Annotated in this window: 12 protein-coding genes; 3 read left to right on the top strand and 9 right to left on the bottom strand. The window is 41.3% G+C overall.

The window, feature by feature from the left end:
* Positions 1-6: 6 nt before the first annotated feature.
* The 5 genes from H9X96_RS07250 to secA form a co-directional block, all read right to left on the bottom strand.
* Positions 7-213, bottom strand: a complete 207-nt coding sequence (locus H9X96_RS07250) for a hypothetical protein (RefSeq protein ID WP_187665663.1) — start codon at positions 211-213, stop codon at positions 7-9.
* Positions 214-256: 43 nt separating this feature from the next.
* Positions 257-1,198, bottom strand: coding sequence for a hypothetical protein (locus tag H9X96_RS07245; RefSeq protein ID WP_187665662.1), 942 nt, complete (start codon positions 1,196-1,198; stop codon positions 257-259).
* Between the two features lie 61 nt (positions 1,199-1,259).
* Positions 1,260-2,447, bottom strand: a complete 1,188-nt coding sequence (locus H9X96_RS07240; RefSeq protein ID WP_187665661.1) for a M20 family metallopeptidase — start codon at positions 2,445-2,447, stop codon at positions 1,260-1,262.
* Positions 2,431-2,889 (bottom strand): SPOR domain-containing protein, encoded by a 459-nt coding sequence (locus H9X96_RS07235; protein ID WP_255431033.1) that lies wholly within the window; start codon positions 2,887-2,889, stop codon positions 2,431-2,433. Before H9X96_RS07235 ends, H9X96_RS07240 begins: the two co-directional genes overlap by 17 nt.
* A 70-nt stretch (positions 2,890-2,959) precedes the next feature.
* Positions 2,960-6,271 (bottom strand): preprotein translocase subunit SecA, encoded by a 3,312-nt coding sequence (secA, locus tag H9X96_RS07230; protein WP_187665659.1) that lies wholly within the window; start codon positions 6,269-6,271, stop codon positions 2,960-2,962.
* Between the two features lie 622 nt (positions 6,272-6,893).
* On the opposite strand from secA, the gene purD reads away from it, so the two are divergent.
* The gene (gene purD / locus H9X96_RS07225; protein WP_187665658.1) at positions 6,894-8,165 is read left to right on the top strand and encodes a phosphoribosylamine--glycine ligase; all 1,272 of its coding nucleotides are present in this window, start codon (positions 6,894-6,896) and stop codon (positions 8,163-8,165) included.
* A 99-nt stretch (positions 8,166-8,264) separates the two neighbouring features.
* Here the strand turns inward: purD and H9X96_RS07220 are convergent, their stop codons facing one another.
* From H9X96_RS07220 to H9X96_RS07205, 4 genes are all read right to left on the bottom strand, one after another.
* Positions 8,265-9,275, bottom strand: coding sequence for a hypothetical protein (locus H9X96_RS07220; protein WP_187665657.1), 1,011 nt, complete (start codon positions 9,273-9,275; stop codon positions 8,265-8,267).
* Positions 9,276-9,361: 86 nt separating this feature from the next.
* On the bottom strand, positions 9,362-10,219 hold the full coding sequence (locus tag H9X96_RS07215) for a DUF6266 family protein (RefSeq protein WP_187665656.1): 858 nt from the start codon (positions 10,217-10,219) through the stop codon (positions 9,362-9,364).
* Between the two features lie 422 nt (positions 10,220-10,641).
* Positions 10,642-11,790 carry a TlpA disulfide reductase family protein gene (locus tag H9X96_RS07210; RefSeq protein WP_187665655.1) on the bottom strand — a complete coding sequence of 383 codons (1,149 nt, stop codon included), beginning with the start codon at positions 11,788-11,790 and terminating at the stop codon, positions 10,642-10,644.
* A 124-nt stretch (positions 11,791-11,914) separates the two neighbouring features.
* A complete protein-coding gene (locus H9X96_RS07205) occupies positions 11,915-13,096 on the bottom strand; it encodes a formimidoylglutamase (RefSeq protein WP_187665654.1) in 1,182 nt (393 codons plus the stop codon).
* A gap of 74 nt (positions 13,097-13,170) precedes the next feature.
* Between H9X96_RS07205 and H9X96_RS07200 the strand changes: the two genes are divergently transcribed.
* Complete coding sequence (locus tag H9X96_RS07200; RefSeq protein ID WP_187665653.1) at positions 13,171-14,148, top strand: NAD-dependent epimerase/dehydratase family protein; 978 nt, start codon at positions 13,171-13,173, stop codon at positions 14,146-14,148.
* Positions 14,149-14,152: 4 nt separating this feature from the next.
* Positions 14,153-15,451: an HAD-IB family phosphatase gene (locus tag H9X96_RS07195; protein ID WP_187665652.1), complete on the top strand. Its 1,299-nt coding sequence runs from the start codon at positions 14,153-14,155 to the stop codon at positions 15,449-15,451.
* Positions 15,452-15,495 lie beyond the last annotated feature (44 nt).

Genomic DNA, 15,495 nt, shown 5'->3' with positions numbered 1-15,495 from the left:
TATTTTTTAATTGAAAGTGTAAAATCGAGGTCCAAACCATGGGTCAGTAAAAGAGCCTTCACCTTTATAAACCGCAATCCCAGGAACCTCAAAAGCAGTCAGCGTCTTTTCCACCAGGCTATCCACCTGTTTACTGGTCAGTACCTGTGCATGAACAGTCCCTGTAAATCCAAGAATTACAAAAGAAAAGACGATGAACCTAATTTTTTTCATACAGAAAAATTTGTCTATCAAATATATTTTAAAATTCCGAAATCTATTTCCCGGTATCGTAGTCCTTGTGAACAATTAAAAAACTTGCCCGTTCTTCCTTTTTAAAAGGATAGTCCCAATTTCCCTGGTAGGTGATCTTTGTAGGCAGCTTCTCCCCTCCAAAATAACTCATTTCTATGTTCATCTGCACATTGAAATCAAACAGCATATTGCTGTATTTCATATCCACATAACGGCCCAGAATTTCAAAAGTACGCTGATCAAAAATAGTTGTCAGCTCCTTAATCATCAAGCCTTCTTTAGTACCATTACTCAGGTCAGGTTTCACCGTCACCTTGAAACGGTAAACCGGAATAGAATCCAGGTAAGTCCCGCTCGCATAGCTATAGTCGTAATACTGACGCATATTGGCCGTAAAGATTTGTGTTTTACTGCCGATAAATGGCAAGCCTTTAATCGGTCTTCCGGGAGCAAAAATGAGGGTCTTTAGTTTATCTTTATAGCTTTCATTACTTTCGGCTCCTTTACCAGTAGTCATCGGGCCTTCAGATACAAATTCCGACTGATACGCGTTCATAAAAATATAATCGAACATCTCAATAGTATACAATTGGTATTTACCATTTTTCTTGTATACCTTTCCCGTATCCTGTTTCACCAGGTATTCCATCTTGACCGGTCCTTTAGGACTATGTCTGATTTTCCGGTAAATCCTGCCGTTTACTTTGTTTTTCTTATCGTAGGTATAAATTCTGTTTTCGGCGATGAAACCGTACTTCTTCATGTTCCGGAAAGACTGATAAAAGCTATTATCGGTAATGATGGCATTGATAAACGTTTCCACGCCGAACTTTTGCGACACGATATTGACTGCCGAGTCCAGCTGGATCGTTTTAATGGTATCCGGGTTAAAGCGCGGAATTTCCTGGCTAAAACCCTTTCCAAAAAACAAAATGCAAACCGCTAACAAAAGTATTTTCTTCATTGGGAAATCCGGGAACAGTACACAAAAATTAAGGCCGATGTGCTGGTTGAACAACCGCAACCTAATTACCCAACTGCTTTAATGCCAGATAAGCCATCAAGCCAGTCGACAATTTTAAAGCATCCTCATCAATATCAAAGTTTGGCGTATGCACAGAATAACTCGTTCCTTTTTCCTTATTACCGGTACCTAACCTGTAGAAACAGGCGTCTGTTACCTGCGAATAATAAGCAAAATCTTCTGCTGCCATCCAGATATCCAGTTCCAGTACATTCTCTTTCCCTAAATAATCTTCTGCATGCGCACGTGCATTGTCGCTCAATACCGGCTCATTGATCAGGTAAGGATAACCGTTCATGATGTTAAAATCACAGCTGCCACCCATACTTTCGGCAATACCTTCTGCCATTTTCTTCATCAAAACTTTTGCTTCCTTACGCCATTCTTCATTTAGTGTCCTGAAAGTACCTTCCATCTTCACTTCATTAGGAATAATATTCGTTGCCCCGTTTGCCTGTACCTTTCCAAAAGAAAGGACCGAAGGTAAGCGTGGATCTGCATTTCTGCTCACAATTTGCTGCAAAGCGATAATGATGTGCGCAGCAATCACTACCGGGTCAATATTCTGGTGAGGCTGTGCACCATGGCCGCCTTTACCATGCACCGTTACGTATAATTCGTCTGTAGAGGCCATATAAATACCAGAGCGGAAGCCAACCTTACCTGCATCAATTAATGGCATCACATGCTGCCCAAGGATCGCCTGTGGCTTAGGATTCTCTAATACCCCTTCTTTAATCATGATACTCGCTCCACCAGGAAGCACTTCTTCTCCCGGTTGAAAAATCAATTTAATGGTTCCTGCAAATTCTGCTTTCAGGCTGTTCAGGATGAAAGCCGTTCCCAGTAAGGAAGAACTGTGTACATCATGACCGCAGGCATGCATCACTCCTGGATTTTTTGAAGCATAAGGTTTATCATTTGCCTCTGTGATTGGCAAAGCATCCATATCCGCACGCAATGCAATAACCTGATCAGATGGAATGTCACCCTTAATCAATCCAACTACCCCTGTATTGGCCATCTCAGTATAAGGGATTCCCCATTCTTCCAGGTGACTTTTAATATAAGCTGAAGTTTCAAACTCTTTAAAGGAGAGTTCAGGATTGGCATGAATATGCTGACGGTAGCCGCTCACCTGATCAAAAATATCAAGCGCTAGGGTTTGGATCTTATCTTTCATTGTCATTGCTATAATCTAGGTTAGGTGCGTTTATTTTCTCCCTAAAAATAAATAGGGTTGGAAACATGGGCCTTAGCTCATTTAGCAGACGCTGGGCTTCCAGACGTGTTCTAAAATCGCCAACCCGCAAATAATAATTAGGTTCTTTGTAGGTAATATACGTGTTTAAATTCTGGTACGCAGATTTAAAGCGGGCTTGTTCCGCAAATACCTGACGCCTGTCGGAGCCATAGTATACCTGTACGCGGTAACCCATCTGACCAACAATTGCAGCTCCAGGTTTAACAGGAGCGCCGCCGGCAGTACCGGCAGACTTCGTGTACAAAGCGATCCGCTTTGCAATCAGGCTATCAATCATGGGATCTTTAACCACCACCACCTCTCCTTTCTGCTGGGCAAAAAGAACGATGGAGCAACAACAAAATATACTGGTAAATAATATCTTCATGAAAGGGCTTAAAAAAAAGAATGCCGAATTTTTTGTTACAAAAATCGGCATTCTAAATGTGTATTACAAATTACAATCCTGCGCCGTGGCAGTTTTTGAATTTCTTACCGCTTCCGCAAGGGCACATATCATTTCTGCCTACCGTCACTTCTTTACGGATGGGCTGCTGTGGTGCTGCTTCACGAGTATCTTCCATAGTCATTGGCGCATTACCTACTGAAATTTCAAAATCCGGTTTTGACATTTTCAATTTGCTCGGAGCGGGTCTTGGTGCCTGAGCTTCTCTAACGTCATTAGGATCTGTTTCAATTGGAATACCACCTTTATATAAGAAACTAACTACTTCTTTATTTACAGCATTCAACATGTTTTTAAACAAGTTAAAGGCTTCCATTTTGTAAATGATCAGTGGATCTTTTTGCTCGTATACCGCATTTTGAACCGACTGCTTCAACTCATCCATTTCACGCAAGTGTTCTTTCCATGATTCATCGATCAAGGCCAGTACAATTGTTTTCTCGAATGATTTCGTCACCTCACGGCCATGATTGTCGATTGCCTTTTTCAAACCAACCGGCACCTGGATGCTGCGAATACCATCTGTAAAAGGAACGATGATCTGCTCAATGTGTTCTCCGCGCTCTTCAAATACCTGGTTCAATACCGGCATTGCCTGCTGGATAATGCCTTCAGATTTTCTGGCATAGAATGCCGTTACTTCTTCAAACAATTTATCAGTCAGGTGGTGAATATTTCTTGCACTGAATTCTGCTTCATCAATAGTCGTATCTGCAGAGAAATTTTTGATCACTTCCAGTTTGAAACCTTCGTAATTTCCTTCTTCTTTATATTCAGTAACGATATCTTCTGCTACGTCGAAGGTCATGTTGTTCATGTCCACGTCTAAACGCTCACCGAACAATGCATTTTTACGTTTTGCATAAATTACAGTACGCTGTGAGTTCATCACATCATCGTACTCTAATAGACGCTTACGGATACCAAAGTTGTTTTCTTCTACTTTCTTCTGTGCACGCTCAATAGATTTGGTGATCATCGAATGCTGAATGACTTCACCATCTTCGATACCCATTTTCACCATGATATTAGAGATTCTTTCAGAACCAAATAACCTCATTAAGTTATCTTCAAGAGATACGAAGAACTGAGAAGAACCTGGATCACCCTGACGACCGGCACGACCACGCAGCTGTCTGTCTACACGACGAGACTCATGACGCTCCGTACCTACGATAGCCAAACCACCGGCTTCTTTAACGCCAGCACCTAGTTTAATATCCGTACCACGGCCAGCCATGTTGGTTGCAATTGTCACCTGTCCAGCCTGACCTGCTTCAGCAACAATGTCCGCCTCTCTCTGGTGCATCTTCGCGTTCAGCACATTGTGTTTAATTCCACGAAGTTTCAGCATTCTGCTCAATAACTCAGAAATCTCAACTGAAGTTGTACCTACCAATACCGGGCGGCCAGCTTCTGTTAATTTAACAATCTCTTCTGCTACTGCATTGTATTTTTCACGAACCGTACGGTAAACATAATCCTGGTGGTCAATTCTAGAGATCACTCTGTTCGTAGGGATTTCCACTACATCCAGTTTATAGATCGACCAGAACTCGCCAGCTTCAGTAGTTGCTGTACCTGTCATACCACAAAGTTTATGGTACATACGGAAGAAGTTCTGAAGGGTTACTGTCGCATAAGTCTGTGAAGCATCTTCTACTTTCACATTTTCTTTTGCTTCAATCGCCTGGTGTAAACCGTCAGAATAACGACGGCCATCCATAATACGACCAGTTTGCTCATCTACAATTTTGATCTTTCCTTCATCGATGATGTATTCCACATCAATCTCAAATAAGGTATAAGCTTTCAGCAATTGGTTTACCGAATGAATTCTTTCTGCCTTAATCGAGTAATCGCGCATCAGCGCATCCTTCTGTGCAATTTTCTCTTCGTTAGTCAGGTTAGATTTTTCAATCTCAGCGATCTCAGTACCTACATCTGGCAATACAAAGAAATGCGCATCTTCACCAGATTTGGTGATCAGCTCAATACCTTTTTCAGTCAGCTCTACCTGGTTGTTTTTCTCATCAATATAGAAGTACAATTCCGAATCTACTTTCGGCATGTTCTTCGACTGATCAGCCATGTAATGATTTTCAGTTTTCAATAAGGTTTGTTTAACACTACCCTCACTTAAAAACTTGATCAATGCTTTATTTTTAGGCAAACCACGGTGTGCACGTAAAAGTGCTAAACCACCTTCCCCTTCTTCGGTTCCGGCCTTACCATCATTAATTAATTTTTTAGCTTCATTTAAAGCTTTAGTTACATATTCTCTTTGTGCAGCTACCAATCTTTCGATCCTTGGTTTCAGCTCATGGAATTCATGCTGATCTCCAAAAGGAACCGGACCAGAGATGATCAAAGGTGTACGGGCATCATCAATTAAAACTGAATCGACCTCATCCACCATCGCGAAATGCAGTTTACGCTGCACCAGCTGATCTGGTGTTTGCGACATATTGTCACGCAGGTAATCAAAACCAAATTCATTGTTGGTACCATAAGTAATGTCAGCAAGGTAAGCATCACGACGCTCCTGAGAGTTTGGCTCATGCTTATCAATACAATCTACTTTAATCCCATGGAATTCGAATAATGGACCATTCCACTCCGAGTCACGTCTTGCCAGGTAATCATTCACAGTTACAATGTGAACTCCTTTTCCAGCAAGCGCATTCAGGTAAGCAGGCAGTGTACTGACTAAAGTTTTACCCTCACCAGTAGCCATCTCAGAGATTTTACCACTGTGCAATACCATACCACCGATCAACTGAACATCGTAATGTACCATGTTCCACTTCACCAATGTACCGGCAGCATCCCATGAATTTGCCCAGAAAGCTTTATCTCCTTCAATGGTTACATTGTTTCTGCGTACCGCATAATCTCTGTCGTGCTGACTGGCAGTTACCTCTAGGCGCTCATTTTCTGAGAAACGTCTGGAAGTCTCTTTAACCACGGCAAATGCCTGTGGTAATATATCTAGTAATACTACTTCTAATTCTTTATCACGTTCTTTAATCAGCTCATCGATCTGATCATATAAGGCCGTTTTTGCTGCTAATGACAAATCCTGACTTTCACCATCAGCTTTTAAGCCACTGATTTTTCCATCAATCTCCGCTAAAGCCTGTGCAATCACATCTTTAAAATAAACCGTTTTGTTACGCAACTCATCATTGCTCAGTACAGAAAGCTTCGAATACTCTTCGTTGATTTTGATAACGATAGGCTGTAGTGCCTTGATATCTCTTTCCGATTTGCTTCCAAATACTTTGGTTAAAAATCCTAACATCTTTTATGTTTGTGTTTATTGTTTATTAATATTGAAAAACGTACAAATTACAACAACCAAGCCATATCAAACAATAAGTCAGAATGGCAGTCATCGGGCGCTAAAATTACAAAATATCCTGTACTTTGCTTTAGCATCGCGCTTTTATTTAAAAAACTTTAACAATTTAGCAGTGGCTGAGATAAAAGCTGCTAAAAACCTATAAAAGAGCACAGTAATCAGACTTGATCTTTTCTCAATTCTGCAGTCAGTTCCCGCAGTTCTTTCAACTCCTACTCTATCTGCTTCAAATGGTAAGGCTCCCCTGCTTTAAACCAACGAAACTTTTACGAAAAAAATGTCCTAAACACCCCAGAATAGACCCTGACTGGCTATATTTTCAGACAATTTCAAAGAAGGAAGTACAATGAAGAGGGTACCCAATGCAATTACAACAAATACGCTGACCATCCGCATGGCCAGGTGCTCGCCTGCGCCAGACCTAAAAATGCGCCCTCGTTGCTCCTTTAATTTTAATATTCAAGTTAAACTGTGATAATTTCCCTAAAGCGGTATATTTGCCGGTAAGAACCGGGCAGGTACCCGATCCACCTACACAATTCAAACAAAAAACCATACATAGATGAATATCTTACTATTAGGTTCCGGCGGCAGAGAAAGTGCATTAGCCTGGAAAATGAGCCAATCTTCTCAATGTTCTCAACTGTTTATTGCACCAGGCAACGGTGGTACCGGCGCTTACGGGAAAAATATCAGCCTGAATCCTAATGATTTTGAAGCCGTAAAAGCTTTTGCCTTAAAAGAAGCCATTGAACTTTTAGTAGTTGGCCCGGAGGAACCTTTGGTAAACGGCATCCATGATTTCTTTGCGAATGATTCTGAACTGTCCCACATCCCGGTAATCGGTCCTAAAAAAGAAGGCGCGATCCTGGAAGGAAGTAAAGATTTCTCTAAACAATTTATGGTACGCCATGGCATCCCCAGCCCAGGATCAAGATCTTTCAGCAATGAAAGCCTGGAAGAGGGATTAACTTACCTGGCTTCACATACCCTTCCAATTGTATTAAAAGCAGATGGTTTAGCTGCAGGAAAAGGCGTGTTAATCCTGGATACGATCGAAGAAGCACAATCAGAATTAAAACTGATGCTAGGTGGCAAATTTGGCAATGCTGGAAGTACGGTAGTTGTAGAAGAATTCCTCACCGGAATAGAGCTGTCGGTGTTTGTATTGACAGATGGTGAAAACTATGTCATCTTACCTGAAGCGAAAGACTATAAAAAAATCGGCCAGGCAGATACTGGCTTGAACACTGGTGGAATGGGTTCTGTATCTCCAGTACCTTTCGCAGATGAAGCTTTCTTAAATAAAGTAGAGCAGAAAATCATCATTCCTACCATTAACGGTTTAAAGAAAGACAAAATTGATTATACCGGTTTTATCTTCTTTGGTTTATTCAAAGTTGGTGATGAGCCATTAATTATAGAGTACAATTGCAGAATGGGCGATCCGGAAACGGAAAGTGTCATTCCACGTATCGAAAACGATCTGGTAGAGCTTTTCATAGCAACTGCTCAAAAGAAATTAAAAGATTATAAATTAACCATTAGCCCTAAAAATGCAGCAACTGTAATGATCGTTGCAGGTGGCTATCCTGGCGATTACGAAAAAGGTAAGACGATTACTGGTATTGCTAACCTGCGCAATTCTCATGTATTCCATGCAGGAACAAGCTTAGAAGGCGGTGTTGTGAAAACTAACGGAGGTAGAGTGCTTGCGGTAACGAGCTTGCAGGACAGCCAGTTTGACGCTTTACAGTGTGCCACAGGCGATGCAGCACGCATTTACTTTGATGGTAAATACTTCAGAGAAGATATTGGATTTGACTTAGTATAAGTTGAACTCAAGTAAAAAAGGGGTTTGTTCTGAGCACAAACCCCTTTTTTTATCGTTAATGAATTCAGGTCATTGACTGTTGTTCCTAGTTCTTGAGGGCTATTTCCTTTTCAGAGATTTACTTCCAAAAAGATTATACCTTAATCCAAATGCCTGCTGACTGTCTACTACGCCATCCACAAAGTGGAAAGATAAGACCAATTTAGCTTCCAGATTTTTATAAACGATCGGACGCCAGGTCAAGTCTGTTCTGTTGTAAGTTTTTGCGGTATAGAATTTATCGCCCATAATCAGGTGATGGCCTTCTCCTTTATAAAAGGAATTGACGATCCCAAACTTATGGTACTCCATATTCAATTCCAGCAACATGCCTTTAGGTGTCTTCCAGCCACCAACCGTACGAACACGTTCAAATGAGATCAATCCGCCGGCACTCAGGGTTAAAGAATCCAGGAAAGTCTTTTTGGAAAGGTCCAAACCAACTTTTACACTTGCCGCACCATTGTCTTCCACATGGTCGTTAGGAATAGCAATACCTGGTCCTGCATTGTGCAGCATCATCGCATGATGAGACACAAAGAACAAATCTTTTTTATAAGTACCGGAAAAACCGAAAATAAAATTCTCTCTTGCGGTTGCCGTTTGTCTACTGGTCCAATCAATGAAAATGATTTGTTTCCAATTTTCATTCTCATACTTCACCAACATCCCTTCAATATTAGGACGGTAGTAACTTAAAGTGTCATTTAATATGGCACGCGGAAAATCAGAGATTAATCCCTGTCTTGGAAAAGCGCCCAGATAAAAATTCCAGTCCTTCTTCATGTACTGGTAGTAAGCTACCGGCGCAATACTGGTGGTAAATTTTGGCGATCCAAATTCATGGAACGCATTGAACCCAATTCTGACTCTGTGGGTGCTATCCACCAGCAAGCCTACTTCAGGAGAAACGCGCATTCCAAAAATAGTTTCAGAAAAGCGGTTTGATCTGGAATATTCCCTGTTATCAGCAAAGCCGTGGAAGTTTAAATTACCTTCCAGTTCCTGGGCATAAGTATTGGTAATGGCTGTAAATAGTACAGCAAAAATGAGTAGTAAACGAATCCGCATAGGTTGTTTTTATGGTTCAAATCGTTAAAATAAAACGAAGACCAAAATTAGTATATAATTCCACTATCCGGCAATTAAAAATAAGGCTAAAATCCACTTGTTTTTGCTTGTCGCGATCGCCACTGATCCTGTAAAACTAGGTATTCCGTTTCTAAATTTCGAAAAACCTTGCCGGAGAGCCGCTCTGCAGGCTTCAGCTTCATTTGTGCCTCATACTGCGTAGTGATCTGTTCATATCGCAGGTTGAATTGCAAATCCAGGCCACGTTTTTTCTCCTTAAATTCGGTAATTTTAGGATCCTCATAAGTACCGTTTAGATTGCCCAGATAAACCGTATCAGAAACCGAGTCATGGTTTGCTGCTCTTAAAAAGAGGTACACTTCCATAGGCTGCAGCAATTCTTCCTCTGATAAAGGCAGAAAAGCAGTACCATCTTTCCTCTTCGCAAAATTCAGCTCGATCGTTTTCTTTCCTGTCGCCGGAAAACAAACCGCCAGCTGTAAAGTATCGTCATACTGCGCTCCTGTCCCATAAGAATAGGCAGAATCCCAGCTGATCTGTAGTCCTTCTGCGATTTTTTCCATCTGAAGATCTTTCGGCTTGATCAAAGTACCTTTACTAAGCTCCACTTTCTCATAATCAATGTTAATGTTCGGATATGCACCCTTTAAGGCATTCTTCTTAATCTGAGAAACAGCCAGATTGTGTTGGTTCCTGATCGTTCCACGCGTTTCCAGCTCGAAACCATTATTGATAAAATCCTTCAAATGGCTCAGAAAACGGGTAGTCACAGCCATCGCCTGGTGATTTGCCTGCTGCTTTAAACTCGGTTTTCCGGCTTTGCCAATACTTCGCATTACGGGTTGTCCATTCAGCTCATAATAAACTATTCTCCCAATTTTACCACTTGGCCATCCATGAAGGCCATTTTTTCCTATTGCCATAATACTATTTATTTTTATACGTAAATAATTTGAATATGGAATAACAAGATGATTACACAATAGTTTTAGCACAATGCACATTTCCCTTAATATGGAATCATACTGAATATCATTTGTTTAAAGAAGAGCTGGCGTCATGCTTCGGGAAGTGCTTTCAGCTGAACAAATCAGCGGCGTACCCAAAGCGCCCTTGGAAGGGCATAAGGCCGGCTTAGGCCCCGGCAACCCCCTCACAAAAACCATTAGACATCCGAAGAGATGGAGTCTCTTCCAGAGCAGTAATCAGTAGTTACCGTACTTGTCAGAATACCCTCTCGGGTATCTCAGCATCCTGACTGATAACAAGTCACCATTAACCAGAAAAGGTTGCCTGTTTAGGCAACCTTTTCTGGCAATAAATAGCTTCAGCGATTAAGCTTAAACTATTTTGATTTTGCCGCTCCTAAGATTTCAGCAAGTTTTGTTTGCAATTCTTCACCTCTGATATTTTTAGCGATGATTTTTCCTGTTGGATCGATCAAGTAATTTGCAGGAATAGACTGGATGCCATAAGTTTTTGCTACAGCATTGTTCCAGAAGTTCAAGTCAGAAACATTTGTCCAGGTTAAGCCGTCTTTTTCAATTGCTTTCAACCAAGCGTCTTTTTTACCAGGTTGGTCTAAAGAAACACCAAGAACAGTAAAGTTTTTGTCTTTATATTTATTGTAGGCCGCAACTACGTTAGGATTTTCCTGACGGCAAGGTCCGCACCATGAAGCCCAGAAATCAAGTAACACATATTTACCTTTGAAATCAGATAATTTTACTGGCTTATCATTCACATCATTTTGAGTGAAATCCATTGCCATTTGACCTACTTGAGTATTTTTTGACGAAGCGATCATACTGGCAATATTTTTACCTAAATCTGTGTTTTTAACTGCTGCTGAAAACTTGTTGAACTGAGGCTCTACAACTGCTGGATCAACCTCTCCTAAACCACCACGGAAAGCTACTAAGGCCACGTAAGAGTCTGGATTTGCTGCAATAAAGGTAGCATTGATCGCTTCAAGTTCTTTTTGAATCGCTTCATCACGGGCATATACCGTTTTCATGTACGCTTCATCTTTACGTTCTTCTTCTGTTTTACTACGGTATTCCGCCATTAATGCTGCACCCTTTGTACTAGGTACTTTAGTCAACTCTTTATATTTTAAATTGTCATCATTTACTTTAGAATTTTTAACCACTGCATTCTTGATAGAATCTTTAGGAGCAACGATCTGAATTACTTTTGGCTCTAGGTAAAAAGCCACTACATCAGGATTAGGGCGTGCACTTGGGTCAATTACATGATCATTATGTTTGATTCTGATTTGTGCCTGAGTAATGCCCGCTAAAGAACCTTGAAAAGTAAATTTTCCACCTACAATTGCTGTTGAATCAGTTTTCTGCTCTGATCCTACTCTATAAGCAATATAAGCCTTTGCAGGTGCATTTAAGTTTCCTACTTTACCTTCAACGGTAAATTTTCCTTGAGCCATACCTGCAACTGGCAATAAGCACATTGCGGCGATGATTGATCTTTTCATTTAATATGTTTTTTCGTTAGTTTAAATTTTAATGCGCAATAAAACAGAGAATTTATTTGTTTTATATGTCGATACTTCAAATATAAGGAAGCGTATACAGAATAACGTGAATTTCCCTATAAAATTACAATAGCTTTTGATAGGTTCTCCACCATAAATCAGGCATCTCTCCATTCACGGCCATTGTATAATCGTCGTATCGGCAGGGCACGAGATGATAGCGTTCGTTCTTGGTAATTCCGGATGGATAAGGGACTTGCATCCACCACCTGTCGGACTTTTTACTCTTCACAAACAGCATATCTCCAGAGCCGTCATTTAAGCTGGCGCGATAGATCAGATATTGTGATTTCGGGCTGAGTGGGAAATCTTTTTTACGGTTATAAAAGCCTTCTATGAAGTACCAGACCATTTGCGCGAGTAATAAAGCGGTTTGTCCGTTCTGGTCGAATGCCGGGTTAAACTCATAAAAACCAATCGAAGTCAGCTTGTCGCTCATGCCTGCATAGCGCGTAATCCGGCAGGCTTGTTCGCCATAAAAACCATTTGGCCCGGCATTGGCATTGGCTACGGCATCCGAAGATCTGATCGCGCCAATATCAAAGCTAATCATGGTCGCATTGCGAATAATCGGCTCCGTTAAAGTGATGTCGTTACTGAATTCTCCCAGTCGGTGGGCATCAAAATACAACTTACTCATGACCTTCAAGCTATCCTGATTCACGAAGTAAGTCTGGTAGCCTACATTGCTGAAGTTAAACAGGTAATTGGGCTGATGTAATAATATTTTGTTAAGGTAGGTATCTGATTTTGCAGCCAGTCCTTCCTGATCTTCTTCGTCGAGGTCAAACTTACTGTCTACCACAACCAGGTCTACCTTTTGCTCCAGACTTTCATAAGCCAGGTACTGCGCATAAGTCAGGTCTTGTCCGCCGCCAATAATGACCGGAATGATATTCAATTTAATCAATTCCCCTACCGCCATCTTTACCGCTACATAAGTATCCGAAATAGAAGCGCCAGGTTTGATGTTCCCAAGATCGATGATCCTGCTGTCGAAAGCACCTTCATGTAAGGCGTAAAATTGCGCCCTGAAATAGTCGGGACCAAGGCCACAGCCCTCATTATTTACCGCGGCACGGTCATCTTGCACACCAAAAATGGCAATATCATATTGATTTTCCCCAAGTTCCGGAAATTTATCGGTGTAGAATCCTGCCCTTAAACCTAACTGACTGGCATAGAATCCTTGTTTCGGTGCAAATTTATCGGGGTTGACTGGAGAGAAAAAATCTGATAATGACATATTGTATTATAAATGTATCTGTCAAATATCTATTTTTGAGATCATATTTTAATGAACATCCTAAAAATAATGAAATGATATTGGTTACCGGTGCTACTGGATTTTTAGGGGCAGAATTAATACATCAACTGACGGGACAAGGAATTAAGCTCCGTGCATTAAAGCGCGAGCATTCTGTGGTTCCGGCGATCCTGAAAGACAATACCCTGATCAGCTGGGTGGTAGCAGACCTGAACGAATTTTCTACCCTGGAAGATGCTTTTGAAGGTATTTCGCAGGTGTATCACTGTGCGGCCATGGTTTCTTTTGATCCGAAAGACAAAGCTACATTACTGAGAGTAAACATTGAGGGCACCAGTAATGTGGTCAATCTCTGCGTAGAAAATCAGGCGAGGCTCTTACATGTCAGCTCAGTGGCGGCATTAGGGAACGCGAAAAAAGACGCGCTCATCACCGAAAAAGACTTCTGGGAATACGATTCCAAAGCACATAGTTATGCCATTTCCAAATATGAAGGAGAGATGGAAGTATGGCGCGGCATTGCGGAAGGGCTGGATGCGGTGATCGTGAATCCATCGGTCATCATTGGTGGCGGAGCTGGATTTGAGGGCAGCGGTGCAATCTTTAAACTGGTGAGAGATGGTCTTTCTTATTATACAAAAGGGGCTACAGGTATTGTAGACGTGGAAGATGTGGCGAAATGTATGATTGCTTTAATGGATAGCAGCATCAGCGAGGAACGTTTTACCATCTCCGCTGAAAATTATAATTACCAGCGTTTCTTTGGCGAGATTGCCAAAGGTTTTGGCGTCAAAGCACCATCAAAAGAAGCGAAACCATGGATGCTGGGCATTGCCTGGAGGGCTGCAAAGCTGGCTTCCTTATTTACCGGAAAGCCTGCAGCCTTGACCAGTGATGCCGCGAGAAGCAGCCTGAATGAAAGTTTATACAGCAATAAAAAGATAATTGATACGATTGGAATAACCTTTAAGCCCTTGGATCAGAGTGTGGCAGAAACTTGTCAGGCCTTGAAACAGGTTTCACTTCATTAAAATTATGAACCAGAAGAACATTTACATCATTGATTTCGACAGCACCTTTACACAGGTAGAGGCATTGGATGAGCTGGCCCGTATCTCCCTAAAAAAGCATCCTGATAAGGAAGCCATCTTCAAAAAGATTGAGGATTATACCAACCTGGCCATGGAGGGAAAACTTTCCTTCGGCGAGAGCTTAGCGCAAAGGGTAAAACTTTTGGAAGCTACAGAAGACCATTTGAAGCAGCTGATTACGCGCTTAAAGAAAAAGGTATCTGCCTCTTTCTCCCGCAATGCGGATTTCTTCAAGAAACATGCAGATGAAGTCTTGATCGTTTCTGGTGGTTTTAAAGAGTTTATCACCCCTGTGGTGAGCCAATATCACATCAAAAAAGAGAATATTTATGCCAACACCTTTGTCACCACTGGAGATGGCAAAATTATAGATTACGACCATTCCAATCCTTTAAGTGAGGAAGGTGGCAAAGTGAAGTTAATGCAGCAGCTAAACCTGGAAGGTAATCTTTACGGTATTGGTGATGGCTATTCTGATTTCCAGCTGAGAGAAAGCGGATTGATCAAGAAGTTCTATGCTTTTACAGAGAACATTTCCAGAGAAAGTATCGTTAAAAAAGCAGACCATGTAACGCCAAGTTTCGACGAGTTTTTATATGTGAACAACCTTCCAAGGGCGATTTCTTATCCGAAAAATAGAATTTTATGCCTGGTGATCGGGGATGTAAATCCGGAAAGCATCGCCTTGCTGAAAAAAGATGGTTTTTCCATCCGTCATAAAACTGCATTTGAAGAAAAGTATGTGGCAGATGTGCACATGCTATTATTGGCAGATGGCGAGAAACTGACCCTGGATCAATTGACCAGAGCGGTAAAACTAAAAACTGTTGGCTATCTCGGACAATCAAAAAACAAGATCGATCTGGCTGCTTGTACCAAACAAGGAGTGGTGGTATTTGATGATTTGAAATCAAACCCAAGAAACCTGACTTTCATTCCTAAGCGAATGATCGACTTTATGAATACAGGAACGACTCATTTGAGTAACAATTTTCCGAACCTGCAATTGCCAAGAATTGAGAAATCACACCGTCTGATCCATATTCACAAGAATGTTCCTGGAATTATGGCAAAGATCAATACCGTATTTGCAAAACACGACATCAACATTGTCGGACAGTTTTTGATGACCAACCCGGAGATCGGTTATGCGATCACCGACATCAACTCGGAGTACGACAAACAACTTTTTAAATCTCTGAAGAAAATTGAACATACCATTAAATTCAGGGTATTGTACTAGGAATTCAGGGGAATGCACTGAGCAATCTGAGTGATACCCGGTAA

It is taken from the genome of Pedobacter sp. N36a (assembly GCF_014472395.1).
In the GTDB taxonomy this organism is placed as follows: domain Bacteria; phylum Bacteroidota; class Bacteroidia; order Sphingobacteriales; family Sphingobacteriaceae; genus Pedobacter.
Note: the sequence above shows the minus strand (reverse complement) of the source record. Positions and strands in the feature narration are given on the sequence as shown.